This is a genomic window from Actinophytocola sp., assembly GCF_035712165.1.
In the GTDB taxonomy this organism is placed as follows: Bacteria; Actinomycetota; Actinomycetes; order Mycobacteriales; family Pseudonocardiaceae; genus DASYTH01.
In genome coordinates this window covers 1-25,727 of sequence record NZ_DASTBH010000083.1, presented here as the reverse complement: position 1 = coordinate 25,727, position 25,727 = coordinate 1, and the positions used below count along the sequence as shown (strand labels likewise).

20 protein-coding genes and 1 pseudogene are annotated in these 25,727 nt (G+C 71.6%); 4 read left to right on the top strand and 17 right to left on the bottom strand.

Annotated elements, in window-relative coordinates; translation table 11 throughout:
* Positions 1-79 precede the first annotated feature (79 nt).
* From VFO68_RS04250 to VFO68_RS04235, 4 genes are read left to right on the top strand one after another with little or no spacing between them, the layout of a single operon-like run.
* On the top strand, positions 80-1,294 hold the full coding sequence (locus tag VFO68_RS04250; RefSeq protein WP_325156813.1) for a polysaccharide pyruvyl transferase family protein: 1,215 nt from the start codon (positions 80-82) through the stop codon (positions 1,292-1,294).
* Complete coding sequence (locus VFO68_RS04245; protein ID WP_325156811.1) at positions 1,291-1,851, top strand: dTDP-4-dehydrorhamnose 3,5-epimerase family protein; 561 nt, start codon at positions 1,291-1,293, stop codon at positions 1,849-1,851. Before VFO68_RS04250 ends, VFO68_RS04245 begins: the two co-directional genes overlap by 4 nt.
* Positions 1,848-3,161 carry a glutamate-1-semialdehyde 2,1-aminomutase gene (locus VFO68_RS04240; protein WP_325156810.1) on the top strand — a complete coding sequence of 438 codons (1,314 nt, stop codon included), beginning with the start codon at positions 1,848-1,850 and terminating at the stop codon, positions 3,159-3,161. The genes VFO68_RS04245 and VFO68_RS04240 overlap by 4 nt, the downstream gene beginning before the upstream one ends.
* Before the next feature lie 53 nt (positions 3,162-3,214).
* Positions 3,215-3,988, top strand: a complete 774-nt coding sequence (locus VFO68_RS04235) for a class I SAM-dependent methyltransferase (RefSeq protein WP_325156809.1) — start codon at positions 3,215-3,217, stop codon at positions 3,986-3,988.
* On the opposite strand, the gene VFO68_RS04230 is transcribed toward VFO68_RS04235, so the two are convergent.
* From VFO68_RS04230 to VFO68_RS04150, 17 genes and pseudogenes are all read right to left on the bottom strand, one after another.
* The gene (locus VFO68_RS04230; protein ID WP_325156808.1) at positions 3,964-4,632 is read right to left on the bottom strand and encodes a phosphatase PAP2 family protein; all 669 of its coding nucleotides are present in this window, start codon (positions 4,630-4,632) and stop codon (positions 3,964-3,966) included. The two genes, VFO68_RS04235 and VFO68_RS04230, sit on opposite strands and share 25 nt — an antisense overlap.
* A 31-nt stretch (positions 4,633-4,663) precedes the next feature.
* Positions 4,664-5,653, bottom strand: a complete 990-nt coding sequence (locus VFO68_RS04225; RefSeq protein ID WP_325156807.1) for a GHMP kinase — start codon at positions 5,651-5,653, stop codon at positions 4,664-4,666.
* Positions 5,650-6,351 carry a nucleotidyltransferase family protein gene (locus VFO68_RS04220; RefSeq protein WP_325156806.1) on the bottom strand — a complete coding sequence of 234 codons (702 nt, stop codon included), beginning with the start codon at positions 6,349-6,351 and terminating at the stop codon, positions 5,650-5,652. Before VFO68_RS04220 ends, VFO68_RS04225 begins: the two co-directional genes overlap by 4 nt.
* Entirely contained in the window at positions 6,348-7,460 is a 1,113-nt protein-coding gene (locus VFO68_RS04215) for an NAD-dependent epimerase/dehydratase family protein (protein ID WP_325156805.1), read from the bottom strand. Before VFO68_RS04215 ends, VFO68_RS04220 begins: the two co-directional genes overlap by 4 nt.
* Entirely contained in the window at positions 7,457-8,605 is a 1,149-nt protein-coding gene (locus VFO68_RS04210; RefSeq protein WP_325156804.1) for a glycosyltransferase family 1 protein, read from the bottom strand. The genes VFO68_RS04215 and VFO68_RS04210 overlap by 4 nt, the downstream gene beginning before the upstream one ends.
* Before the next feature lie 5 nt (positions 8,606-8,610).
* Complete coding sequence (locus VFO68_RS04205; RefSeq protein ID WP_325156803.1) at positions 8,611-9,804, bottom strand: HAD-IIIA family hydrolase; 1,194 nt, start codon at positions 9,802-9,804, stop codon at positions 8,611-8,613.
* Positions 9,801-11,081 (bottom strand): O-antigen ligase family protein, encoded by a 1,281-nt coding sequence (locus VFO68_RS04200; RefSeq protein WP_414635455.1) that lies wholly within the window; start codon positions 11,079-11,081, stop codon positions 9,801-9,803. Before VFO68_RS04200 ends, VFO68_RS04205 begins: the two co-directional genes overlap by 4 nt.
* Complete coding sequence (locus tag VFO68_RS04195; RefSeq protein WP_325156801.1) at positions 11,078-11,959, bottom strand: class I SAM-dependent methyltransferase; 882 nt, start codon at positions 11,957-11,959, stop codon at positions 11,078-11,080. The genes VFO68_RS04200 and VFO68_RS04195 overlap by 4 nt, the downstream gene beginning before the upstream one ends.
* Positions 11,956-13,458 (bottom strand): right-handed parallel beta-helix repeat-containing protein, encoded by a 1,503-nt coding sequence (locus tag VFO68_RS04190; RefSeq protein ID WP_414635454.1) that lies wholly within the window; start codon positions 13,456-13,458, stop codon positions 11,956-11,958. Before VFO68_RS04190 ends, VFO68_RS04195 begins: the two co-directional genes overlap by 4 nt.
* A gap of 19 nt (positions 13,459-13,477) precedes the next feature.
* On the bottom strand, positions 13,478-15,499 hold the full coding sequence (locus VFO68_RS04185) for an alginate lyase family protein (RefSeq protein WP_325156800.1): 2,022 nt from the start codon (positions 15,497-15,499) through the stop codon (positions 13,478-13,480).
* Positions 15,496-17,706 (bottom strand): bi-domain-containing oxidoreductase, encoded by a 2,211-nt coding sequence (locus VFO68_RS04180; protein WP_325156799.1) that lies wholly within the window; start codon positions 17,704-17,706, stop codon positions 15,496-15,498. The genes VFO68_RS04185 and VFO68_RS04180 overlap by 4 nt, the downstream gene beginning before the upstream one ends.
* Before the next feature lie 10 nt (positions 17,707-17,716).
* Positions 17,717-19,633 carry an asparagine synthase (glutamine-hydrolyzing) gene (asnB, locus tag VFO68_RS04175; protein WP_325156798.1) on the bottom strand — a complete coding sequence of 639 codons (1,917 nt, stop codon included), beginning with the start codon at positions 19,631-19,633 and terminating at the stop codon, positions 17,717-17,719.
* Positions 19,634-19,651: 18 nt separating this feature from the next.
* Positions 19,652-21,226, bottom strand: a complete 1,575-nt coding sequence (locus VFO68_RS04170; RefSeq protein WP_325156797.1) for a Wzz/FepE/Etk N-terminal domain-containing protein — start codon at positions 21,224-21,226, stop codon at positions 19,652-19,654.
* Complete coding sequence (locus VFO68_RS04165; protein ID WP_325156796.1) at positions 21,223-22,527, bottom strand: exopolysaccharide biosynthesis protein; 1,305 nt, start codon at positions 22,525-22,527, stop codon at positions 21,223-21,225. The genes VFO68_RS04170 and VFO68_RS04165 overlap by 4 nt, the downstream gene beginning before the upstream one ends.
* Before the next feature lie 139 nt (positions 22,528-22,666).
* Complete coding sequence (locus VFO68_RS04160) at positions 22,667-23,869, bottom strand: glycosyltransferase family 4 protein (protein ID WP_325156795.1); 1,203 nt, start codon at positions 23,867-23,869, stop codon at positions 22,667-22,669.
* Positions 23,850-25,166, bottom strand: a complete 1,317-nt coding sequence (locus VFO68_RS04155; protein WP_325156794.1) for a nucleotide sugar dehydrogenase — start codon at positions 25,164-25,166, stop codon at positions 23,850-23,852. The genes VFO68_RS04160 and VFO68_RS04155 overlap by 20 nt, the downstream gene beginning before the upstream one ends.
* 84 nt (positions 25,167-25,250) lie before the next feature.
* Positions 25,251-25,727 (bottom strand): annotated as a pseudogene (locus VFO68_RS04150) (hypothetical protein); the annotation flags it as partial.

Sequence of the window (25,727 nt, the reverse complement as noted above, 5' to 3'; positions counted from 1 at the left end):
TCACCCGCCCGGCCCAGGAGATCGGCCACCGCCTCAACCCTTTCCCGGCCGGCGCCGGGACCGGGCGGAGGGCGGCGTGATGGCGCGCGGGCGCGACACCGGCCCGGCCCGGGTCGGCCTGTTCGGCATCCTCGGCTCGGGGAACCTCGGCAACGACGGGTCGCTCGACGCGGTGGTCAACTACCTGCGCGAGCGCCATCCCGACGTGGAGCTGGACTTCATGTGCATGGGACCGGACCGGGTGATGGCCAGGTACGGCGCGCCGGCCACGCACCTGCAGTGGTACGAGGCCCGGGGCGAGTCGATCCGGTGGTTGCCGGCGCCCGCCGCGAAGATCATCGGCCGGCTGGTCGACCCGTTCCGGACGATGACCTGGGTGCGCCGGCAGGATGTCGTGATCGTGCCCGGCATGGGCGTGCTCGAGGCGACGGTTCCGTTGCGGCCGTGGAGTTTTCCGTACTCGCTGTTCTGGCTGACCCGGTGCGCCAAGGCGACCGGGACCCGGGTTGCGCTGGTCAGCGTCGGGGCCGACTTCATCAGCAAGCGGATGACCCGGTGGCTGGTCACCCACGCGGCCCGGATGGCGCACTACCGCTCGTTCCGGGACGCGCACTCGCGCAACGCCATGTGGGAGATGGGGGTGGACGCGGCCGGCGACGAGGTGTACCCGGACCTGGCGTTCGCCCTGCCGGCCCCGGTCGCCGGTCCGGCTACCGGCGCGGTCGGCGTCGGGGTGATGGACTACCACGGCGACAACGACGAGCGGGCGCATGCCGAGGAACTGCATCGCGCCTATCTGGGCAAGATCAAGGGGTTCGTCCGCTGGCTCACCGACAACGGTCGCGCGGTGCGGCTGTTCACCGGGGACAAGGCCGACGAGCCGGTTGTCGCCGAGATCCTCGCCGCCGGGCCGGCCGGACAGGTCAGCGCCGCCTCGGTGTCCAGTTTGGACGAGTTGATGCGGGAGATGGCGGCGGTCGACGCCGTGGTGGCCACCCGCTACCACAACGTGCTGTGCGCGTTGAAGGCCTGCACGCCGACCGTGTCGATCGGCTACGCCGCCAAGAACGACGTGCTGATGGCGTCCATGGGGCTCAACGAGTTCGTGCAGCAGGCCCGCTCGCTGGACCTCGACCGGCTGATCGCCCAGTTCACCGAGTTGGAACGGCGTTCGGGCGGACTGCAGAAGATCCTGGCCGAGCGCAACCTGGTGACCAGGCAACGGCTCGAGCGGCAGTTCGAGGCGTTGTCCGCGGCGTTGTTCCCGGCCCGCGCGGCCGTGGAGGTCCGATGAAGGCGATCCCGGTCCCGGCCATCGCCGGCGCGTACCTGTTCGAGCCCACGCCGCACGTCGACGAGCGCGGGTTCTTCTGCCGCACGTTCGACCGCGAGGTGGTGGCCGGGGTCGGCATCGACCCGGACGGCTTCGCCCAGGACAGCGTGTCCCGCTCGGTCCGGGGGGTGGTGCGCGGCATGCACCTGCGCTCCGGGGCCGGGGAGGCCAAGCTGGTGCGCTGCTCGTCCGGCGAGGTGTTCGACGTCGTGGTGGACCTGCGGCCGGACTCGCCGACGTTCCGAAACCGGGAGTTCTTCCTGCTGTCCGGCGAGACCCAGGTGACGCTCTACGTGCCGGCCGGCTGCGCGCACGGGTTCCAGGCGCTGACCGACCTGGCCGACGTGTCCTACCGGATCGACCGGCCGCACGACCCGGCCGAGGACTTGGCGATCGCCTTCGACGACCCGGAGTTGGCGATCCCGTGGCCGCTGCCGCCGACCCTGCTGTCCGAACGGGACCGCACGGCGCCACCGCTTTCGGCGGCCCTGACCCGGATCTCAGGGGTGATCGCATGAGCTCAGAGCTCTCGCTGGCGAAGTCCCAGGCGGCCAACGAGCGGCTGCACGCGGTGATCCCGGGCGGCGCGCACACCTATGCCAAGGGCGACGACCAGTACCCGGAGGGCATGGCACCGGTCATCTCGCACGGTCGCGGCGCGCACGTGTGGGACGTGGACGGCAACTCCTACATCGAGTACGGCTCCGGCCTGCGCGCGGTGAGCCTCGGGCACGCGCACCCGAGGGTGACCGAGGCGGTGCGCCGGGAACTGGACCGGGGCGCCAACTTCGTGCGGCCCAGCATCATCGAGCTGACCGCGGCCGAGCGGTTCCTGGCCGCGGTGCCGACCGCGGAGATGGTGAAGTTCACCAAGAACGGCTCGGACGCCACCACCGCGGCGATCCGGCTGGCCCGGGCGGCCACCGGCCGGCCACTGGTGGCCATGTGCGCGGACCAGCCGTTCTTCTCCACCGACGACTGGTTCATCGGGCCCACGCCGATGAACGCCGGGATTCCCCAGCAGCAGACGGTTTCCTTCCCGTACGGGGACCTGACCGCCGCCGAGCAGCTGCTTTCCGCGCACCCGGGCCAGATCGCCTGCCTGATCCTGGAGGCGGCGACCCAGCACGAGCCGCCGCCGGGCTACCTGGCGGGGCTGCGGGACCTGGCCCACCGGCACGGCGCCCTGCTGATCTTCGACGAGATGATCACCGGGCTGCGCTGGTCGGAGGCGGGCGCGCAGGGCGTGTACGGCGTCACCCCGGACCTGTCGACGTTCGGCAAGGCGCTCGGCAACGGGTTCGCGGTGTCCGCCCTCGCGGGCCGCCGGGACCTGATGGAGCAGGGCGGCGTGCGCGACCCGCGCGAGCGGGTGTTCCTGCTGTCCACCACGCACGGCGCGGAGACCCATTCGCTGGCCGCCGCGATGGCCGTGCTGGACACCTACGCGCAGGAGGGCATCGCCGCCCGGCTGCACGCGCTGGGCGACCGGCTCGCCGCCGGCGTCCGCGAGGTCGCCGCCGCCATGGGGGTCGGCGACCATGTGCTGGTCCGGGGCCGGGCCAGCAACCTCGTGTTCGCCACCCTGGACGCGAACCTGCGTCCGTCCCAGGAGTACCGCACGCTGTTCCTGCGGCAGCTGCTCACCAACGGCGTCATCGGACCTTCCTTCGTGGTCAGCAGCGCGCTGTCCGACGACGACATCGACCGCACGGTCGACGCCGTCGCGCAGGCCTGCGCGGTGTACCGCAAGGCGCTCGACGTGGATGATCCAGCTCCTTGGCTGGGCGGCCGGCCGGTGCGACCCGTCTTCCGGCGGTTCGCGTGAACGAAGGAAGTCAACTGAGCGGCAACCCCTCCCTCAAGGTTTCGATCCGGCGGATGGGCGGCAGGGGACGGGAGCTGCTGCTCCGTACCCTGGCCAGCGCCGGTTTCACCCAGTCCGAGTCGCAGATCTCGGCGCAGGCCCAGGAATACTGGACCGACACCGGCGTGACCCGCTGGAAGGCGGACTCGCACTGGCGCGACGCCAACGTTTTCGGTGACGGCGACCTGTGGTTCCAGCTCGGCAGGCGGCATCTGGAGCTGTTCGAGCGCGGCGCGCGCAAGGTGGAGTTCACCCGGCCCTGGCGCCGGGTCGTGGAATGGGGCTGCGGCGGCGGCGCCAACGCCGTGCATTTCGCGCCGCGCGCCGAGGAGTTCGTCGGGGTGGACATCTCGGCGGAGAGCCTGGCCGAATGCGGCCGGCAGGTGGCCGCGCAGTGCGACACCGCGTACCGCCCGGTGCTGGTCGAGGTCGCCGAACCGGAGCGCGCCGTCGCCGAGATCGGTGGCGAGTGCGACGTCTTCCTGTGCTGCTACGTCTTCGAGCTGATCCCCACCCCGGAGTACGGGGAGCGGCTGCTGCGGATCGCGGCCGAGGTGCTCGCACCCGGCGGGCTGGCGCTGATCCAGGTCAAGTACGACGACGGCCGGTTCTTCAGCCGGCCGCGGCGGCGCTCCTACCGCTCCGGCGTGGCCGAGATGACGACCTACCCGATCGCCGGGTTCTGGGAGCTCGCCGAGCGCTGCGGGCTGCGGCCGGAGTCGGTCGAACTGGTTCCCCGCAACGAGTTGGACTCCCGGTACGCCTACTTCCTGCTCAGCAAGGCCTGACCGGCGCCTGCCGGCCGGAGCCGGCCGGCCAGCCGGTCGATCGCCAGCGCGAGCAGCGGCACGATGGTCAGCGCCACGCAGTAGCCGCCGACGGTGTCGGTGAGGTAGTGCGCGGAGAGCATCGTCTGGGAGTAGGACATCGCGGCGGCGCCGACGGTTGCCAGGCCCAGCACGAACACCAGGCCCAACCGCCGGCCGGCGCCGGTCCGGTCGGCCAGCAGCAGGCCGGTCACGAACCCGACCACGGTCAGGGTTGCCGTGTGGCCACTGGGATAGGCCAGGTAGTCGACGTGGATCGGCCGCCCCACAACGGGTTTGAGCAGGGTGGTGATGGCGCCGCCGAGCCCGACGCCGGCCACGACGAGCACGGCCGCGCGGGGCCGGCGCAACAGCAGGGCGACGCCGACGAGCGCGCCGACGACCAGCACCACTCCCACCGGCTCGCCCAGGAAGTCCACCACCAGCGCGAAGGTCCGCCACGGCGGCTCGAAACCGTACAGCGGCATGGCCCGGCCGTCCCAGGGACCCAGCCGGCCGCCCGCGGCGTAGGTCACCCCGAGCGCGATGACCACCAGTGCGGCGATCATCGCGACGAGTAACAGGGGACGACGCAGTTCCGTTGGCAGGACTGGTCGTGCCGGCATGCGGTTCCCCTCGTCGGCGGGCGGCGGGCCCTCAGCCCCAGATGTCCCGGTGCACGTTGAAGATCACCCGGGAGCCGAGGGGCTCCAGCTTGATCGGAAGCTCGGTCATGGCGGCCAGCCGCTCCCGGACCACGCGCTGATTCTCCACCGGGCAGGTGACGAGCAGGAAGCCCCCGCCGCCGGCGCCGGTGACCTTCGCGCCGGTCGCGCCGGCGTCCAGCGCGGCCTGCACGGCGTCGTCGATCTGCTGGTTGGACACCCCGGTGGCCAGCGTGCGCTTGGCCTGCCAGCTCTTGCACAGCGCGGCGCCGACCGCGTCGGTGTCGCCGGCACGCAGCCCGTCGGCCGCCACGCCCGCCAGGTCGCGCAGCTCGTCGAGCTGCGGGATCCGGTTGGCGATGTTGGCGGTCTGCTCGCCGAGGATGTTGTCCGCCTTGCGGGTGATGCCGGTGTAGAACAGCAGCAGCTCGTCCTGGAACCGGCGGCGCAGCGGGGCGGTCAGGTCGATCTGGTCGACCACGACCCGGTCGCCGCGGCCGAACCGGATGTCGCAGATCCCGCCGAACGCGGCCGCGTACTGGTCCTGCTTGCCGATCGGCTTGCGGCACCGGTCGATCTCGATCGCGCAGGCCCGCTCGGCCAGCTCCTCGGCGGAGACCTGCCGGCCCTGGTAGGCGAACAGCGCGTGCAGCAGACCGACGGTCACCGAGGACGACGAGCCCAGCCCGGACCCGGCGGACGGGATGTCGGCCAGCGTGGTGATCTCCACGCCACCCCGGATCCCGGCCATGTGCAGGGCCTCGCGCACCAGTTCGTGCTGCAGGTCCTCCACCCGCGAGACGATCTCCTTGCGCGAGTAGTTGACGTAGATGTCGTCGTCGAAGCGCTGCTTGACGATGACGTAGACGAACTTGTCGATGGCGGCGTTGAGCACCCGCCCGCCGTGCTCGCGGTAGTAGTCGGGCAGGTCGGTTCCACCGCCGACCAGGCCGACCCGCAGCGGGGTCTGAGTGATGATCATTGCTGCCCCCTCCCTTCCCAGTCCGCCCGGGCTCGGTCCAGCGCGGCCGGGGTGCCGATGTCGATGAAGTAGCTGTCGCCCAACGGGATCGCCCGCGCCTGGCCGACCAGCCGGGGCAGCAGGTGGTGCCCGATGTCCCTGGGCACCGGCCCGGCGATCTCGTCCAGCACGGCCGGGGCGAACGCGTACATGCCGGCGTTGGCCAGGTTTCCGCGCGGCTGCTCGGGTTTCTCGGCGAAGCCGACCACCTGGCCGGCCACCACCTCGACGATGCCGCACTCGCTGGGCCGCGGCGCGGTGAACACCGTCAGGGTGGCCGGCGCGTCGGTCGCCCGGTGCGCGTCGATCAGCCGGGTCAGGTCGAAGTCGGTCAGGTTGTCCGCGTTGACCGCCAGGAACATCTCCTCGCCGGCCACCCAGTCCCGGTTGGCCAGCAGGGTTCCCGCGCTGCCCAGCAGTTCCGGCTCGGCGAACAGCCGCACGCGCGGCCCGCCGGTGCGGCCCGCGACGTGCGCGCGCACCAACTCGGAGAAGTGATGCAGGTTGACCAGCACCTCGGTCACGCCGGCCTTGCCCAGCGCGTCCAGCCAGATGTCCAGCAACGGCCGGGAACCGATCCGCACCATGCACTTCGGCATCCGGTCGGTGATCGGCCGCAGCCGGGTGCCGAGCCCGGCGGCGAGCAGGAAAGCCTTCACCGTTGCGCCTTGCGCACGACGCCGAGGGCGCGCATCTTCGCGTTCGCCGCGGCCAGAATCTCGTCCAGGCCGGGCATTCCCTGCAGCCACTCGGCGTACTCGGCCACCGAGTCGGCCGGCGTGCGCTGCGGCGACCAGCCCAACTGCTTGAGTGCGTCGATGTCGGACAGGATGTGCCGGGTGTCGCCGAACCGGTACTCACCGGTGACCCGGCCGGGCGCCTCCGACCCGTACTGCCGGCGGACCACGTCGGCGAACTGCTCGGTGGTGTACCCGGTTCCGCCGCCGACGTTGAACACCCGGCCGGCGGCCCGGTCGTCGGTCAGCGCCAGCAGGTTCGCGTCCACCACGTCGTGGATGTTGACGTAGTCCCGGATCGCCTGGCCGTCCTCGTACAGCGTCGGTGCGCTGCCGAGCAGGTAGTGCAGGTTGAAGATGCGGCAGGCGCCGGAGTAGGCGTTGTAGACCGACTGCCGGGGACCCTGCACGATGCTGTAGCGCAGCGCGACGGTCGGGATCCCGTACCGGCGGCCGAGGTTCACCGCCACGGTCTCCTGGCCGTACTTGGACATCCCGTAGGCGTTCTGCGGGTTCGACACCCGCTCCGGGGTGGCGAGCATCTCGAGTGGGCCGCCGCAGACCGGGCAGCCCAGATCCCATTCGGACCGTTCCAGCGCCACCTCCGGACGCATGTCCGGGGTCTGCTCGCCGTGCTCGGCGCACCGGTAGAGGCCCTCGCCCATGGCCGCCTGCGACGAGGCCACCACGACCCGGGCCAACTCCAGCCGCTCGGCCACGATGATCTCGTACAGCAGCGCCGTCGAGGTCACGTTCACGTCGGTGAACGAGGCGAAGTCCGGAAGGTAGTCCTGGTAGGCGGCGAAGTGGTACACCGCGTCCACCCGGCGCAGCAGGTTGGCCAGCAGGTCGCGGTTGCGCACGTCGCCGACGAACAGGTCGGCGCCCGGGGTGAGGTGGTTGGGCTTGCCGTCCCGGTGCACCGGAGCGGTCAGCGCGTCCAGCACGATCACCTCGTGGCCCTGCGACACCAGCCGGTCGCAGGTGTGTGAGCCGATGAACCCGGCGCCGCCGGTGACCAGGACCCTCATCGGCGTCCCCCGGTCCGGGCGTACACCTCGCGGTAGACGGCCAGGGTCGCCTCGGCGGTGGCCGCCCAGCTGAACTCCTTGGCCCGCACCGGACCCGCCGCGCGCAGCCGGTCGTTGTCCGGGCCGCAGGCGGCCAGGATCGCGGCGGCGATGGCGTCGGGGTCCTTCGGGTCGGCCAGCAGCGCGGCACTGCCCGCGGTCTCCGGCATCGCGCTGGTGTCCGAGGTCACCACCGGGCAACCGGCGGCCATCGCCTCCAGGATGGGCAGGCCGAACGTCTCGTTGAACGACGGGTACACGAACACGTCGGCCGCGCGGTAGAAGTGCACCGTCTCCTCCAGCGGCACGCCGCCGACCCAGACGATGTCGTCGGCAACCCCGAGCGAGGCGGCCAGCGCGGTCAGTTCGGCCATGTGCTCGGTGTCCCGGCCGTGCCCGACCACGGCGAGCTTGCGCCCGCCCAACTCCGGCTTGGCCGCGGCGAACGCCCGGATCAGGCCGGCGCAGTTCTTGTACGGCCACAGCGAGGACACGAACAGCACGAACGGGTCCCGCACGCCGTAGCGCTGCGCCACGTGCCGCGCGGCCTCGTCCCGGTCACCCGGCCGGAACAGGTCGTGGTCCACCGCCTCCGGGATCAGGCGCAGCTTGGCCGGATCGACGTCGAGGTAGTGCAGCACCTCGGCGCGCAGGCTCTGCGAGTTGATGATGATCGCGTCGGCCATCCGCGCGGTCCGCGGGTAGTTCAGCCGCCGGTAGATGCGCGCGGTCGGCCGGATCGAGGCCGGCTGGGTGAACGCGTGCAGCGTCTTGAAGTGCACCACCAGCCCGGGCGCCGGCTTGACCAGCGGGGCCATCAGCGTGTTGAACACGTCGATCTTGGTGCGGGGCAACCGAACCGGCGCGTAGAGCAGCTCGGTCAGGGTGCGCAGCGGCGGGTGCTCGTTGGACCACGGGAACGTGATGTAGTCGGTGTTTTCGCCGTAGCCCTGGTGCATGGGCCTCGACTTCGGGCTCACCACGAGGTGGAACTCCTCGTCGGGGGTGAGCAACTTCGCCATCTCGGGGATGACCCGGGTCCAGAACCAGTGGGCGCCGGACGGGTTGGCCGGATTGTCGGTCAGCAGATTAATGGCTACACGCATGGCACTCAGAAGGTCTGGGAGACGACGGCATCCACCGTCATCCGGGACTGGCGGACATACTGGGCGAGCAGGTGCATACAGGCCTGATGGGTGTCCTCGACGATGCCGTAGTTGGTGGCGTCGACGTGGATCGCGGCGTTGGCCATCGCGCGGGCCGGACCACCCTCGAAGCCGGTCAGCGCGATCGTGCGCATTCCGTTGGCGCGGGCCCAGTCCAGGGCCCGGACGATGTTGGGCGAGCGGCCCGATGAGGACACCGCGAGCAGCACGTCACCCGGCCGCGCCATGGACTGCAGCTGGTACTCGAAGACCTGGTCGTATCCGAGGTCGTTGGCGATGGCGCTGAACAACTCCATGTTGGTGCTCAGGCTGAACACCCGGGTGGTCAGGTCGGTGCCGTTGCGCACTCCCTTCACGTGGTCGCACTGCAGGTGGTTGGCGATCGACGCGGAACCGCCGTTGCCGCAGGCGAACACGGCCGCGTCGCGCTGGTAGGCGTCGAGCAGGATCTCGGCGGCCTTGGCCACCTCGGTCAGGTCCACGCCGCCGAACGCGCGGTACAGCTCGCTGGCGTAGGCGCCGCCGTACTCGTCGGCCCGGTCGAACCGGTGGGCCGGGAACCGCCGCGGCACGGCGTGCGGACCGCCCGCGGTCGAAGCGTCCGGGTTGGCCAGGATGAACTCCACGGCGGCCGCGAGATCCGGGAACGAGGCCACGTCCGGGTCGGCGGAGTTGGGCGGTCCGACGTAGAGCGCGCGGGCGCCGACGGCCGCGGCGAGGCCGACGTCGGTGGCGCTGTCGCCGACCACCCAGGACCTGGCCAGATCCAGGTCGAGTGCCTGGGCGGCGGCCAACCCCATGCCAGGCCCCGGTTTGCGGTCGGCGCTGGCCCGGGCGAACGCCTTGACCACACCGTCCGGGTGGTACGGGCAGAACAGCCACAGGTCGATCCGGGCGCCGTGCCGGGCCAGTTCCTCGTCGATGTGCTTGTGCACCAGGTGCACGTCCTCGATGCCGTAGTAGCCGCGGGCCACTCCGGCCTGGTTGGTGACCACGGCCACCGGGATACCGGCCTCGTTGAGGGCCGCGATGGCCTCGACGGAACCGGGGATGAACTCCACCCGGTCGACCGATCCGACGTACCCGCGATCGACGATGATCGTCCCGTCCCGGTCTAGTAGAACGCCTGGTTTACTCACGGGTTGACCACCTCTCGCGCTGTCGACTTAGGGTCGCCGAGAACGCCATTTTCGTTACGGGGCTTGACTTTTCCGTCGCGCTGCGCACGGGTGAGCAAGGCAGCGGCCAGGGTCAGGTTCAACAGGTACGGGGAGGCGTCGCCGAGGCCGGCCTCGGTGTAGGACGCGATCAGGCAGTAGGTGATCAGGAACACCGCGCAGGCGCGTTGCACCGACGGCGGCCGCAGCGCGGCGACGAACAGCAGGGTGAGGATGGCGAAACCGACCAGCACCACGCCGACGTAGCCCTGCTCGAGGTAGACCGACAACCAGCTCGAGTCGATCGGCAACCCGTTGAAGGACTTGTTGGTCAGCCCGATGCCGAACAGTTCCTCGATGGTGCTGCGCTGCGCGTCCAGCAGCGCGTCCCAGACCTTCTGCCGGCCGGTGAGGTTGGCGAGGCTCTCCGCGTCCTGGCCGCGGCGCAGCCACGCCCCGACCACCGGGCCGAGCGCCACCGCGACGAAACCGGCGAGCATGGCGCCCCAACCGAACACCTTGCGGGCGCGGGCCGAGGTGAGGGTGAGCGACAGCACCGCCATCACCAGCGCGGCGACCAGGCCGATGGTCGCGGTCCTGGTGTGGCTGAGCAGCAGCATCACCAGCGCCGGCAGGATCACCAGCAGGGCGCTGCCGCGGTCGGTGCGCCGGCCGATCCACAGCAGCGCGGTGAGCCCGGCGACCACCGCCGAGTACTGCCCGACCTGCGGGGCGGTCAGCGGCCAGATCGCGCCGACCAGCCGGCCGTCGTAGTCCGCCGGCAGCGCGAGGCCCGGCGCGACGAGCAGTCCGGCGGCCACGGTGGCCAGCACGATGCCGAGCATCTTGATGTGGTTGCGGACGAACGTCAGCGCGTCGTCGAACCACGGGGTCAGCAACCACAGCGTGGCCACGAACAGGGTGAACCGGCCACTGCGGAAGATCGCGCCGGCGCCCACCTCGAACCGGGCGCTGGAAGCGAAGCTCACCACCACCAGCAGGCTCAGCAGCAACAGGTAGGCGTTGGGCCGGATCCGCAGCCGCGGGTTGATCAGCACGGCGATACCGAACGCGGCGGCCACCGCGCCCATGGTCAGCGCCTGCGTGACCGGCCGGGGCACCGGCAGGATCGTCACCGCGCCCTGGGAGCCGAGGGTGTTGAACACCAGCAACCCCCAGACCAGGCCGACCAGCCGGGGAGTCCGGTGCTGGTCGAGGAACTCCTGGTCCGGCCGGGTGTCGCCGGGCGGACGGATCAGCCGCACGGTCGCTCCGCGGTTCTGGCCCGCAGCACCACCCACAGGTGCCAGCCCATCCGGCGCTCGCCGGGCAGCCGCCGGATCGGCAGCGGCGGGGCGTGCATGTACCGCTTGAACGACTCGACCACCTCGAAGTCCGGGAACTCCGCGGCCACCTCCTCCGGGGTGTACACCCGGGCGTAGGGGTTGTGCGGCCCGTCGGTGTTGCGGTGCGTGAACGTGTCCAGGTCCAGGTAGCTGCGCAGGCCGACCCGCTCGGCGTTGCTCAGGTGCGCCCGCAGCGTCGCCGACTTCGGCAGCAGGTTCGCGTTGCGCAGCGGGTAGGCCGCGGCCAGCATCGCCCGGCGCACCAGCCGGATGCTCACCTGGTAGTTCAGCGAGTGCCGGGCGTAGAGCATCGCCACCAGCGTGCCGCCCGGTCGCAGCACCCGGCGGATCTCGGCCTGCGCGACGCGGATGTCCGGGATGTGGTGCAGCACACCGTGGCTGAACACCATGTCGAAGCTGTTGTCCGGCCACGGGATGGACAGCGCCGTGCCCTGCCGGAGGTCCTGGTACGGCAGGTCGCGCACGGACAGCCGGGCCCGGACCCGCTCGACCGACTCGGGGGTCAGGTCCAGACCGGACCACTTGGCCCCGCGGCGGATCAGCTGCTCGGACTCGGCGCCCTGGCCCAGCCCGATCTCCAGCACCTCGCGGCCGCTCCAGTCGATCCGGTCCAGGCAGGCCGGAATGTGGCTCTCCTGCCGGTAGCGCCACCGGTCGTAGGCGGTGAAGAAGCGCTCGTAGTTGTCCGCGAAGGCGCCATGCAGGCCGCCGACGATGTGGTCACCGCACGGGTTCGCGTTCCAGAAGGACTGGATGTCCGCCTCGTTCATCTGAAGGTGCTCCCCTTGTCCTGTCCGTACGGCGTGCCCTGCCACTGGCTGGACCGGACGTTCACGCTGGTGTCGAACGGCATGAACGTCCACGGGCCGACATAGGCGTTGTCGTGCCACCGGTTGTCCTGCTCGAAGGTGATCGACTTCTGCACCGCGTCGCCCTGGTAGGGCGACCAGTCCGGGAAGGTGCCCACATTGGACAGCACGGCCATCCGCCCGCACAGCACCTCGCAGCCGACCGCGCCCGGGTTCAGCGCGAACCGGTTGTGGTGGATGTCCACCCGCTGGGTGCGCCACCGGCAGTCCTGGTACAGCGGCGGATCCGCGATCGCCGGAGCCGCACAGGTGCCGGTCTCGGCGACCAGCCGGGTGCAGTGTCCGGTCGAGGTGTTGGCGGCGCTGTTGCAGAACCGGTCGGCGTTCTCCCACAGGGTGATGCCCGACCAGTTGTCCTCCATGGTGTTGCCGTAGATCTCGATCCGGTCGGTGCGGGCCTTGACCCGCGGCTCGCCGCCGGACTCGGAGAGGTAGATCGTGGCGACCGGGAAGTTGTCCCCCCGGTCGGCGAACGAGCGGCCGTCCACCCAGTTGTTGCGCCGCATGGTGTTGTTCCGGATGACGGCGTTGTAGCTGGTCTCGTAGATGATCGCGGCGCCGTCGTTGTCCTCGATGACGTTGTCCTCGAAGACGAAGTCGTTGTTGTTGGTGTCCGCCCACAGCCCGGTGCCGTGGTTGTGGTGCACCCAGTTGCCTCGGATGTCCGCGCTGCCCACCGCCCAGAACTTCACCCCGCCGGTGCAGCCGCAACCGGGGTTGGCGCGCTCCAGGTCGTCGGTGTGGTTGCCGGCGATCTCGTTGCCCTCCAGCACCAGACCGGTGATCCGGTCACCGTCCTGGTAGGCGTTCATGCCGTACTGGCCGTTGGCGCGCAGGCAGTTGCCGCGCACCTGCTGGCCGGCGCCGGCCATCAGCCCGGCGCCGCGGTTGTTCTGGATGGTGTTGTGCTCGATCACCCAGCCGTCGCCGGAGTCGTGGTTGACCACGCCCTCGTTCTGCGGCGGAACGAACCCCTGCACGGTGAGGTGCCGGATGGTCACGTTGGCCGAGGTGTAGACGAACGCGTACCGGTTGGCCCCGCGCCCGTCCAGGATCGCGCCCGGCGCCCCGAGGTAGACATCGCCGTCCTTGGGCGAGACCTGACCGAACTCGTTGCGCCCCAGGGTGTGCGTGCCGGGCGCGAGCCAGAACGTGGTGCCCGGCGGGTGCTGCTCGGTCTTGGCGGACAGGTCACCGTCCACACCGGGATCCACCGCCACCGCGCCGGCCGGTGCGGTGGCCGGCCCGGGCACGGTGTGGTCGCACACCGGGCGCGCCACCGGCGCGGCCGGCGTGTAGCCCTCGCCGGCCGGCTCCTCGGTACAGGCGGCCGCCAGCGCCACCGCCAGGGCCAGCAGCCCCAGCAGCAGCGCACCGAGGCGGCGTGATCGGGTGTTCACGAAAACTCCTCCCCGCCCGTCAGGAATCGAAGCGGAGTACGGAGATGAGGACGTCGCGCCGGCCGACGGTGCCGGTGCCGAGCAGCGTGGTGACCGGCTCCTTGCGCCCGAAGCCCTCCGAGTACCAGCCGAGCGGCTCACCGATCTCGCCGCGGTGCGCCCGCCAGGTCAGGTCCGGCGGCAGCTCGAGCACGGCGCTGTGCACCTTCTCGCCGTTGGTCCAGGCCAGGTTCGCGGTCTTGCCGACCAGGTCGACGTGCACCTTGGGACCGAGGTGGAAGGCCAGCCGGGCGTTGTGCCGGTACCGTCCGGTGATCTCGTCGAACACCACCAGCTCGCGCCGGGCGTTGTCCATCTCGACCGTGCGGCGGTGCATCGGCGCGCCGGGCAGGCTCGCGTAGCCGTCGTGCTCGGCGCACCAGTGGCCGGCGCCCATCTCGCCCTCGGCCGGCCGTGCGGCGATCAGCCGGGTGTTGGCGTGCTTGGTCCACATGAACGGGCCGCCCGAGACCGACTGGTCCCGGTCGTCCAGCTCCAGCGTGTTGTGCCCGATCGTGGACCGGAAGTAGCTCCGCCACTCCGGTTCGCCGTGGTAGCAGTACGTTCCCGGGTCGGCGAGCACGTCGACCCCGTCGTGCCGCACCTCGACCGACAGCGCGTCGGCGTGCGCGTGCGCGGCGATGGACAGGAAGCCGTGCGGGCCGCCGTCGCAGCGCACCCACACCTCGCCCCACTCCTTGCCGGCCGGCGTGACCGTGGTCGGCGCGCGCAGGATGGTCAGCCCGGCGTCGGGGAAGTGCGCCGGGTGCTGCAGCGGGCGGGACACGGTCGCGCAGGCGCCGGCGCCGGCTTCCCTGGCCAGTGCCGCCAGCAGCGGGGTGCGCACGTCGCCCGCGAAGGACAGCGGCCACCAGCGCATCCGCTCGAACAGCGCGTCCCCGGTGGCCAGCAGCGACGCCCACCGGCTGACGTCCGGGCCGTCCAGGATCAGGCCGTAGCCGTCGTCGGCGTCGCCCTGGCGCGGCGGCCGCAACTGGTTGTCCACCACGGCGGCCAGCGCGTCGGTCATCCGCATCAGCACCAGCCAGGTGGAGTCCGGCACCGGCATGCCGGCCGCGTCCGCCTCGATCGCGGCCGCCAGGCCGAGTTCGAGCACCAGGCCGTGGTACTCGGTGGCCAGCTCCCGGTTGATTCCGGACTCGAAGGTGTTGCGGTGCAACTGCTCGTCCAGCATCCGCATCGCGTCGGTGCGCCACCTCGGCGACTGCGGGAACCAGCCGAACGCGCAGGACGCGGCGAGCTGACCGGCGGCCTCGGCGATGACGTGGTTGTTGGCCGACGACCCGCGGCTGCGGAACGCCGAGAGGAACTTCTGGTGGTGCCAGATCTGGTGCAGCGCCTCGGGGTTCTCCTCGAACAGCGCGGCCGCGCCGGACCAGCCGTGCAGCAGCCGGCGCACCCACACCCAGGACAGCAGCCGGATGCCGAGCTCGATGCCGCTGACCCAGTGCACCCCGCGCATCGGCGGATTGGCCGCCCACCACGACTTCAGGTGTTCGGCCACCCGCTCCGCATAGCGCTCGTCCTGGGTCAGCGCGTACGCGGCGGCCAGCACGGTCAGGTGCTGATGCCGGGACGGCTCCCAGATCTGTTTGATGTCACCGACCGCGGACTCGTCCCGGTAGGGGATGTCGAAGGAGTACAGGTCGTTCGGCGCCCGGCGGCCGGTCTTCGGGTCCAGCGACCAGTCCGGGTTGACCATGTCCTTGCGGGCCACCCCGAAGTACTCGGCGTACCCGTCCATGAACCGGTTCGCGGCGCGGATCACGCTCTGCGCGGCGTCCTCGGGAACGGCGGCCAGGACCCCGTCCGGCAGCAGCGCGGTGAACCGTCGCTGGGCATGCCAGACGGTGCCGTTCGGCGCCTGCTCGTTGAGCAGGCCGCGGAACCGCCGCTTGCGCGCGACGTCGCTGACCCGTCCGCCGATCTCCTTGGGGCCCATGCGGGACAGCCGCCGTACGTACCAGCCGGCACTCGTCATCGCGTTCTCCCGTTCGTGCCGTCGCGAGACGGCACCTCGATCCGGACCGGCGCGCCGGTCACGAGGCTGGTGTGCACGGCGAGGGTGGCGAGCGTGGTGGCCACCAGTGACTCGACCGGCACCGGCATCGGCGCGCCGGAGCGCACCGCGTCGACGAAGGCGCCGACCTCGGCGGCCTGGCCCTTGTCCCGGCCGCGCGGCAGCCGCGGGCTGACCGACCGCTTGCGGTCGTACAGCGAGGCCCGCAGGAAGTCGTCGAACCGCAGCACCTTCCCGTCGGCGATCAGGTCGAGCGTCTCCTTCGGGAAGCCGGACGCGCCGCTGGTGACGTAGCTGATCACCGCGGTCGAGCCGTCCGGGTAGGTCAGCAGCACCTGCAGGTCGTCCTGGCTGGGCGTAGCCGTGGCGAACACCGAGGTCGGGTTCCCGTCCAGCAGCCAGGAAACGGTGTCCACGAAGTGGCCGCCCTCGCCGGCGAACCGGGTGCCCTCGGTGTCCTGCCGGTTGTACCAGCTGCCGTGCTCCAGCCGGCCGGCGTTGACCAGGTAGCGCACCGACGCCGGGCCGATCCGCCGGCCCAGCCGGCCCTTGGCCTGCCCGAGCAGCGGCGCGAACCGCCGGTTGAAGCCGACCTGCAGCCGGTCGTTGCCGGACTCCTCGATGGCCGACAGCACCCGGGCCAGCTCGTCCTCGGACAGCGCCAGCGGCTTCTCCACGAACACCGCCTTGCCGGCCAGCAGCGCCCGGCGGGTCAGCTCGGCGTGCGAGCTGTGCCGGGTGACCACGAACACCGCGTCCACGTCCGGGTCGGACAGCACCGCGTCCACGTCGGTGCCGGCGGTCTCGAAGCCGAACTTGCGTTTGGCGTTGGCCGCCGACAGCGCCGAGGTGGTGACCACGTTGCGCAGCACGACATCGTCGCGTTCGGCCAGGTGCGGCAGCAGCATCGAGGAGGCGTAGTTGCCGGCGCCGATGAACGCCGCGCGCAGCGCCGGGCCGGGCCGCGGGGTCCACACGTGCCCGGCGGCGGCCGGCAGCCGCACCGTGGACACCGCCGGCTTGGCCGGCTCGGGCTCGGTTTCCGCGCCCGGGTAGCTGAACAGCACCGCGACGGCCTTGAGCTCCCCGTCGCCGAGCGCCCGGTAGGTCTCCACCGCCGAGTCGAACGTGGCGACGTGCGAGACCAGCGGCTCGACGTCGATCCGGTCGCGGGCGGCCAGATCCAGGAAGCACTCCAGGTTGCGCCGCTCGGTCCAGCGCACGTAGCCGATCGGGTAGTCCCGGCCCTCCAGCTCGTAGCTCGGGTCGTATCGCCCCGGCCCGTAGGACCGGGAGAACCGAACGTTGAGCTCCTTCTCGTAGTAGGCGTTCCACGGCAGGTCGAGCTTGCACTTGCCGATGTCGACGACGGTGCCGCGGTCCCGGGCGAGCTTGGCGGCCAGCTCCACCGGAGCGTTGGTGTTGCCGCCGGCGGCCAGGTACACCTGGGCCACGCCGTGCCCGCCGGTGAGCTCGCCGACCGCGGTGTCCACCACGCCGGAGGCCGGGTCGGCGCAGACCAGCGCGCCGAGCCGCTCGGCGAGCTGGCAGCGCGACGGGTCGGGGTCCACGCCGAACACCCGGACGCCGGCCGCCACCAGCAGCTGCACGACCAGCTGGCCGATCAGGCCGAGGCCGATGACCAGGGCGACGTCGCCGAGTTGCGGCTCGCCCTGGCGCACCCCCTGCATGGCGATGGCGCCGACGGTGCCGAACGCGGCGTGCCGCGGGTCGACCCCGGCGGGCACCCGGGCGTAGAGGTTCTTGGGCACCCAGTTCAGCTCGGAGTGCAGCGCGTGCTCGTTGCCGGCACAGGCCACGATGTCCCCGACGGCGACGTCGTCGATGCCCGCGCCCACCTCCTCGACCACGCCGCACAGCGAGTAGCCGAGCGGGGTGTAGGAGTCGAGCTTGTTCATCGCCTTGCGGTAGGTGGCGGTCAGCCCGTTGGTGGCCACGCTCTGCATGACCTTGGCCACCTGGTCCGGGCGGGAGCGCGCCTTGCCCAGCATGGACATGCTGGCCTCGGTGACCTTCATCATCTCGGTGCCGGTGGAGATCAGTGAGTACATGGTGCGCACCAGCACGCCCCCGGGCTTGCACGCCGGCGCCGGGACGTCGAGGAGCGCGAGCTCCCCGCTCTTGTAGTTCTGCACTACCTGCTTCAACGAAACGCTCCTATGCGGCTTGAACTCGGTGGGCGGCCACCGCGCTGCGGTACCAGTACTCCAGGGTCAGCACATGCCAGAGGTGTTTGGACCGGTCCTGGGCGCCCGAGGCGTCCTCGGCGACGAGCCGCTGCAACGCCTCGCGCCGCAGGAAGCCGGACTTCACCAGCTCGCCCTCGTTCACCACCTCGCGCACCAGCGGCGCGAGATCCCGGCTCATCCAGGCCCGCAGCGGCGCGCTGAACAGACCCTTGGGCCGGTAGACGATCTCCTCCGGCAGGATCGCGGTCGCCGCGTTCTTCAGCGCCGCCTTCCCTTGCCGGCCAACGATCTTGCGGTTGCCGGGCAGCCGGAACGCGGCCTTGACCACCTCGACGTCCACGAACGGCACGCGCACCTCGGTGGAGGCGGCCATGCTGGACCGGTCGGTGTAGGCGAGGTTGAGGCCGGGCAGGAACATCCGCGCGTCGGCAAGGCACATCCGGTTGACGAAGTCGGACAGCGCGTTGTCGTGGTAGGTGTCGGCGTGCTCGGTCAGCACGTCCTGCACCGTCCCGGACAGGTCCGGGTTGACCAGCGCGCGCAGCTCGTCCGGGTCGTACATGGTGTAGCTGCGCCGGAACGCGGTCTCCTCGGGCAGTCCGGCGAAGGACAGGAACCGCTTGGCGAACCGGACCGACCGGTACCCGCGGCGCGAGCCGGCCACCGGCAGTTTGTCCACAAGGGACTCGACGGGGCGCCGCAGGAGTCCCGGAACCCGTTGGTAGCGCAGGGCGATCAGGTTGGCCAGGTGCTTGCGGTAGCCGGCGAACAGCTCGTCGGCGCCCATCCCGGACAGCATCACCTTGACCCCGGCCTCCCGGGCCGCGGTGCAGATCAGGAAGGTGTTGATCGCGGCCGGGTCGCCGATCGGCTCGTCCAGGGAGTAGGTCATGCGCGGCAACAGGTCCAGCACGTCGGGCGCGATCTCGATCTCGTTGAGCTGGACCCCGAACCGCTCGGCCACGATCCGGGCGTAGCGCAGATCGTCCGGCATGGCCTCGAACTTGGCGTCCTCGGCGCGGAACCCGATGGTGTAGGCGGAGATCCCGGGCTGGTGCTTGGCGGCCAGCGCGGTCAGGTAGCTGGAGTCCAGCCCACCGGACAGGAAGGTGGCCACCGGCACGTCGGCCAGCAGGTGCGCCCGGGTGGACTCCTCGACGATCTCGGCGAGGTCCACCGGGCCGGTGTACTCGGCGCCCTCGGCCGCCACGTCGCGCAGCGACCAGAAGGTGCCGCGCTCGGTCCGGCCGTCCGGCCGGACCCGCAGCCAGGATCCGGGCGGCAGCTTCTCCGCCTCCTGGAAGGCGCACCGGCTGTCCGGGATCCAGTAGTAGAGCAGGGATGCCACCAGCGCCGCGTCGTCGATCCGCAGCGAGGGGCCGAGCTCGCCGGCCAGCGCCTTGAGCTCCGAGGCGAACACCAGGCCCTCACCCCGGCGGACCAGGAACAGCGGCTTGATGCCGAGCTGGTCGCGGGCCAGCACCAGCTCGCCGGTGCGCTCGTCGAAGACGGCGAAGGCGAACATGCCGCGCAGCCGGTGCAGGCAGTCGGTGCCCCACCGCCGCCATGCCTCGAGCAGCACCTCGGTGTCGGAGGTGCCCCGGAACCGCACCCCGGCCGCGACCAGTTCGGCGCGCAGCTGCGGGGCGTTGTAGAGCTCGCCGTTGTAGGTGAGGGCGAGCCCGTCGGAGACCATGGGCTGGGCGCCGGTCTCCGACAGGTCGATGATGGACAGCCGGCGATGTCCCAGATGGACCTCGCCGGGACCGGCCCGGTGGGTGTACCGGCCGGCGCCGTCCGGACCCCGGTGCGCCAGGGTCTCGGTGAGGCGATCGGTGATCGGGCCGCCGTTCGGCCAGAGGTAGGTGCCTGCGATGCCACACATGGGGTGTCGTGGTCCTCCTCAGTCTTGAGTGCCGCGTCCGGCCGGGCGAACCGGCACGAACCGCACTGTGGGGACTTCGGCGCCGACGGGGGCGCCGTTGGCCGGACGGCCGTTGCTGGGCTGGGGAGCGGCGCTCGCGGCGGCGGTGATCGCCGGGGCGGTGACCGCCTCGACCCGGCCGCGCAGGGCGGTGTGCAGGCCGTCCCAGAGGGTGCCGTCGGACCGGTCCTTGCGGTCGGTGTCCACCAGCACCACGCCGATCACCGGGATCCGGAGGTCGGCCAGCTGGCGGGCGACGGTGTGCAGCCACAGGGTGGTGGCGTGGCCGGCGCGGACCACGAGCACGGTCTGCGCGCCCAGGTCCGCCACGTCGGTCCACGGGGTGCCCGGCGCCACCGAGCCGACGCCGAGGTGGTGCTCCTGCGGCCAGGCCGGCAGCGGCAGCGAGGTGCTGTCCAGCACCACGATCTCGCCGTCGGTCTCGGGCACGAGCGCGGCGAGGTCCTGCCCGGGCAGGTCGTCGACCACCTTCACCGGGCCGTCCGCGGCGAGGATCTCGGCCATGTCCATGGCCAGGGTCGCGGCCGCCACCGGCGCGCCGAGCTCCAGCAGGGACACCATCTTCGTCTCGCCGCGCACCATCCGGGCAACGGTCGCGGCGACCCGCTTGCGTTCGGCGACGGCGCGGGAGCGCCGCCACAGCCGGGCCGGTCCGCGGTGCGGCTGCGGCAGTTCGGCGATCACCGACGCGCCGAGGTGCGCGGAGACCTCGCGGCGCAGCACCGGGCGGTCGCGCACCACCCCGGCCACCGCGGCGAAGGTGAGCCCGAACGCCAGGCCGATGAGCAGCCCGCCGCCGGCATAGGTGGCCACCGTCTTGGGCAGCGACACCGGCACCGCGTGCGGCGGGTCGACGATCTGGGTGCCGGAGGTGATCCGGGGCAGGCCGGCGCCGGCCTCCTGGGCCCGGCCGGCCAGGTCGGCGATCTGCCCGGCCAGCTCGGAGCGGCGGGCGAACAGGCTCTCCAGCGTGCTGTTCGTGGCGTTGTTGTTGGTGCTGCGCGGCGTCGCCGCGATCGTGGCGTCCACCTCGGTCAGCTCGGCCTGCGCCTGTTTGCTCCGCTCGTCCAGCGCGGCCACCTCGGCGTCGACCGCGGCCTTGCTCCGCTCGAGGTGGTCGGCGATGAACACCTCGGCCAGGGCCTGGGCCCGGGCGGTCGCGTCGGTCTCGGTGGGCGCGCTGACCGTCAGCTCGATGATGTTGTTGGTCAGGCCGACGCTCTCGTAGCTCTTCAGGAACACCTCGGCGCGCTCGCCGAGCTTGAGCTTGTCCACGACGGCCTGGGCGATCCGGGTGGTCTGCAGCACCGCGACGTCGGTCTTGACCAGCCCGCCGCTGTCCGTGGCCTGGTCGCCTTCGTGCACCACGAGCAGCATGGCGACCGCGGTCGGCTTGGGCGGCAGCAGCACGGCCAGCAGCGTCCCGGCGATCATGCCGAGCACGCCGACGGCCAGCCACAGCCGGCGGCGCCGGCGGATTCCGGTGCCGAGTCGCTGCAGATCGAGCAGGGGCTCGGTGGACGGCCCGGTCATTTGGCACCGACCAGGTCGCGTTCCGGCTGCGTCTTGGCCGCGCCGGTGAGCCGGACCCGGCGGGTGACCACCACGCCGGCCAGCGGCTTACCGCTGTCCGCGCAGGCCTCGGCGATGCCGACCAGCTCCCAGGGGGTGCGCAGGCCGCTGGTGACCACCGCGACCACGCTGCCGGCGGTCGTCTCGGCGGGCAGGGTCGGGCGGCCGGCGGCCAGCTCGACGACGCGCAGGCCGGGGTCTGTCTCGGCCAGCCGGGTCGCGGCGCGCCGAGCCGGGCCGTCGTCCTCGGCGACCAGCACGAGCAGGTTCGCGGTGCGCCCGGCACGCTGCCGCAGCTTGGCGAGTACCCGCTGGTAGCGGACGTTCTGCTGGTCCTGCGTGGTGGCCGGCAGCCGGGGCAGGTCCAGCGGCGCGCCGTTGTGCGCGAGCCAGCGCAGCGGGCCGCGGCCGGTGCGGTCGGCGGGGTCCTCGGGCACGTCGATCCCGCCCAGCCCGGGCGCGCCGAGGGCGGCGGCGATCTCCGCCTCGTCCCGCAGCCGGCGGTCCGCGCGAGCGGCGATCAGGTATCCGAACAGGGCCAGCAGGAAGAACGCGAGCGCGCCGCCGATGGCGAGCTGCGGCCCGGTCGGCGCGGCCGGGTCGGTCGGCCGCTCCGCGGCGCCCATCACCACGACGCCTTCCCGGGTGGAGGTGGTGCCGGCGGTGTCCAGCGCCTTGGCCGCCTCGTTCAGCGCGCCGCGCAGCGACTCGAGCTCGGTCTCCAGCTTGGCGGCATCGGCCTGGCCGGCCTTGGACAGCTGACCGTGCAGCTCGGTGATCCGGTTGTTGGCCTGCTCGACCTGCTGGCGCAGCTGCTCGCGCTTCTCCTGCAGCACCTGGGTGGAGGCGCCGGAGGAGCTGGTGAGCAGCTGGGCGTAGTAGGCCACGTACTCCTGGGCGACCCGGTCGGCGATCTGGGCGGCCCGCTCCGGGGTCGCGGCGGTGGCCACGATGTCGATCACATTGCCGTCGACGACCTCGGCGATCACCGTGTCCCGCAGGTCGGCCTCGGTGGTGCCGAGCGACCCGGCGGCCCGGTCCAGCACCACCGTGCTGGTCGCCACCTTGGTCTCGGTCACCAGCTCGTCGGGTTCGCGCGGGCCCTGCAGCAGGATGCTGGTCGAGGTCCGGTAGCCCGGAGACAGCACAAGCGAGGCGGCCGCGCCCACGAGCGCACCCACGATCGCGATGACGGTGAGTAGCCGCCAGCGACCGCGGAGAATCTGCCCAATCATGGACAGGCGCACGGCGTCGTCGGTCAAAGAAGTCTCCCTCGATCCCTTTCACAGCAGGTCGCAGCTGTATCCGTGTTGGTTACAGATCGGCGGGAGGAAAGTGGAAATGACGGTTTTCTCACTAGCCTGGTGCACGAGAGGGTGAGATGGTAATCACACTGCGTGTTCATGGTTGGGTTGCCGCGTAGGCGGCGAGGAGAGCCTTGCTGGAGTTCTCCCACGACAGCGGCCCACGGATGCGCTCCTGGCCGAGTCGACCCATCCGGGCCCGCTCGTCCGGGTCGTCCAGCAGCCGGGCGATCAGCTTGGCGAACTCCAGCTCGTCGTTGGCCGGGGCGTAGACCGCCGCGTCGCCCGCCGAGACCCGGGCCTCGCGCAGGTCGAACGACACGATCGGCCGGCCCATGGCCATGTACTCCATGATCTTGTTCATGGTGGACACGTCGTTGAGGGGGTTCATCGGGTCCGGGGCCAGGCACACGTCGGCGGTGGACAGGTAGCGGACCAGGTCGGAGTCCGGGATCCGGCCGGTGAACTCCACCCGGTCGGCCAGGCCGAGCTCCCGGGACAGCTCCACCATCGCGTCGAAGGTGTCCCCCGCGCCGACGAACACCGCGTGCCAGTCGGTCCGGTCCAGCTCGTCGCGCAGCTTGGCGATCGACCGCAGCGCGTAGTCCACGCCGTCCTGCGGGCCCATCACCCCGAGGTAGCAGAGCAGGTGCGGCTTGCCCCGCTTGAGCTCCGGCTCGGCCGGGACCGGCCGGAACCGGTCCACCGCGGGCGCGCTGCGCACCACGAACACCTGCTCCGGCGCCAGACCACCCCGGGACAGGGCCGCCGCGCGGTAGCTCTCGTTGGTGGCGATGACCACGTCGGCCGCCTTGTAGGTGGCCCGCTCCAGCCGGCACACCGCCCGGTAGAGGAAGTCCTCGCCCCGGTCGAACCGGGACAGGTACAGCTCGGGCACCAGGTCGTGCTGGTCGAAGACGAACTTCGCGCCCTGCCGCTTGAGCATCTTGGCCACCAGGTACAGCAGGTCCGGCGGGTTGCAGGCGTGCACGACGTCGATCGGGCCCGCTGTCCGCAGCACCTTGCGGGCCAAGCGGAACGTGTGCCACAGCGCGGAGCCGTACTCCTTGGCGTAGCCGGCCGGGCCGCCGGTGGCCGCCGTGAGCGGGTAGCGGTGGATCCGCACGCCGTCGATCACGGCCTCCGGCTCGGTGTCCCGCTTGGTGCCCTGCGGGCAGATGACGTGCACCTCCCAGCCGGCGTCGCGCAGCGTGGTGCATTCCTGCCACACCCGCCGGTCGAACGGCACGGAGAGGTTCTCGACGAGGACGAGTGCGCGTTTACCAGCCAAGGCCGACATACCCCTCGTGCGCCCGCCGCTGTTCGGCGTCGGGAAGGCGGACCAGATCGATGATCGTGCGGTCACCGGCGCGGTCGAGCGCCTCGGTGACGGCCGGGTCGGTGCTGCCGATCACGCACACCTCGGCGTGCGCCAGCACGTCGTCGACCGAGCTGGACAGCAGGTCGCCCAGGTGCGGCAGCCGGCTCTCGATGTAGTCCCGGTTCGCCCCCATCAGCCGGGAGAGCTGCACGTTCGCGTCGTAGATGCGCACCTTGTAGCCCTTGCCGATGAGCCGCTCGGCCAGCTCGACCAGCGGGCTCTCGCGCAGGTCGTCGGTGCCCGGCTTGAACGACAGCCCGAACAGGCCCACCTTGCGCTTGCCGGTGGCGGCCACCAGCTCGAACGCCCGCTTCAGGTGCTCCTCGTTGGACGGCAGGATGTGCTCGAGGATCGGCACCGACACGTCGGCCCGGCGCGCGGCGTAGACCAGGCCGCGCAGGTCCTTGGGCAGGCACGAGCCGCCGAAGGCGAACCCGGGCCGCAGGTAGGCCGGGCTGATGTTGAGCTTGTGGTCGGCCAGGAAGACGTCCATCACCCGGTGCGAGTCCAGCCCGATGGCCCGGGCGATCGAGCCCAGCTCGTTGGCGAACCCGATCTTGAGAGCGTGGAAGCAGTTGTCGGCGTACTTGGTCATCTCGGCGACCGGGATCGGCACCCGGAACACCTCGCCGGGCAGCCCCTCGTAGAGCTCGGCCACCACCGCGCCGCTGGTCTCGTCCAGCTCGCCGATGACGGTCTTCGGCGGCTCGAAGAAGTCCCGCACGCTGGTGCCCTCGCGCAGGAACTCCGGGTTGACCGCGACGCCGATGTCCACCCCGGCGGTCTTGCCGGAGGCCTTCTCCAGGATCGGAACCAGCAGGTCCAAGCAGGTGCCGGGGAGCATCGTGCTGCGGAACACCACGGTGTGCCGGCGGTCGGTGCCGGCCAGCGCCTGCCCGATCTGCTCGGTGACCCGCTCGAGGTAGGTGGTGGACAGGCTGCCGTTGGGCGCCGAGGGGGTGCCGACGCAGATCAGCGAGATCTCGGTCGCGGCGATGGCCTCGGCGACGTCGGTGGTGGCCCGCAGCGCACCGGAGGCGACGACCTCGGCGGTCAGCTCGCCGATCCGCTCCTCGACCACCGGGGCCTTGCCGCCGGCGATCAGGTCGACCTTGACCGGGTTGACGTCGACCCCGACCACCTCGTGGCCGCGCGCGGCCAGACACGCCGCCGATACGCACCCGACGTAGCCGAGCCCGAACACACTGATCTTCATCCTGACGAGGCCTCCCACGCACACACCTACCGACGTGTGAGGGTCGAACAGGATCGACGGATCGTTACCGCCGGATGTCCCTCGTCACTTAGGTAAAACGGTGAAATCCACGTGAACAAGTGCCTGGTCGTCGTGCCTTTTCGGCCTCGGCCAGCGGATCCCGTCGGGGTCCGCGCGTTCGGCCGCCCTTATGGTCTCCAGCACACTGAGTAGTCCACTCTCGACGGTTTGGCGGAGCACCATAGCCCAATCGGGGAACACCCGATAGTCGTCCACCCCGCAGGACACGCCGTCGGTGGCGACCAGCGCGGCCCGCACCGCCGGCCGCGGCCACCGGGCGGTGCGCGCCTGGTAGGCCGCGGCGGGGTCGGCCTCCGCGACCCAGAACCCGCCCGCCCGGTTGCGCCAGCGGTCCATCGCCGCCCCGCCGGCGCGCAGCGCCCGCAGGTGACCGGGGCCGTACCCGCCGCCGGACCGCAACCGCTCCCGGAACCCCCCGGCCGGCCGGGGCCGGGCCGCCACCCGGTCGTCGGCCAGCACCTCCGGGCCGGTCGCGCCGAA

Bases quoted from the DNA above. Each gene is read 5' to 3' on its own strand.
- VFO68_RS04240 (WP_325156810.1), top strand. From the start codon at position 1,848: ATGAGCTCAGAGCTCTCGCTGGCGAAGTCCCAGGCGGCCAACGAGCGG.
- VFO68_RS04185 (WP_325156800.1), bottom strand. From the start codon at position 15,499: ATGACGAGTGCCGGCTGGTACGTACGGCGGCTGTCCCGCATGGGCCCC.
- VFO68_RS04170 (WP_325156797.1), bottom strand. From the start codon at position 21,226: ATGACCGGGCCGTCCACCGAGCCCCTGCTCGATCTGCAGCGACTCGGC.
- VFO68_RS04210 (WP_325156804.1), bottom strand. From the start codon at position 8,605: ATGCGTGTAGCCATTAATCTGCTGACCGACAATCCGGCCAACCCGTCC.
- VFO68_RS04250 (WP_325156813.1), top strand. From the start codon at position 80: ATGGCGCGCGGGCGCGACACCGGCCCGGCCCGGGTCGGCCTGTTCGGC.
- asnB (WP_325156798.1), bottom strand. From the start codon at position 19,633: ATGTGTGGCATCGCAGGCACCTACCTCTGGCCGAACGGCGGCCCGATC.
- VFO68_RS04235 (WP_325156809.1), top strand. From the start codon at position 3,215: ATGGGCGGCAGGGGACGGGAGCTGCTGCTCCGTACCCTGGCCAGCGCC.
- VFO68_RS04225 (WP_325156807.1), bottom strand. From the start codon at position 5,653: ATGATCATCACTCAGACCCCGCTGCGGGTCGGCCTGGTCGGCGGTGGA.
- VFO68_RS04245 (WP_325156811.1), top strand. From the start codon at position 1,291: ATGAAGGCGATCCCGGTCCCGGCCATCGCCGGCGCGTACCTGTTCGAG.
- VFO68_RS04215 (WP_325156805.1), bottom strand. From the start codon at position 7,460: ATGAGGGTCCTGGTCACCGGCGGCGCCGGGTTCATCGGCTCACACACC.
- VFO68_RS04230 (WP_325156808.1), bottom strand. From the start codon at position 4,632: ATGCCGGCACGACCAGTCCTGCCAACGGAACTGCGTCGTCCCCTGTTA.
- VFO68_RS04155 (WP_325156794.1), bottom strand. From the start codon at position 25,166: ATGAAGATCAGTGTGTTCGGGCTCGGCTACGTCGGGTGCGTATCGGCG.
- VFO68_RS04160 (WP_325156795.1), bottom strand. From the start codon at position 23,869: ATGTCGGCCTTGGCTGGTAAACGCGCACTCGTCCTCGTCGAGAACCTC.
- VFO68_RS04195 (WP_325156801.1), bottom strand. From the start codon at position 11,959: ATGAACGAGGCGGACATCCAGTCCTTCTGGAACGCGAACCCGTGCGGT.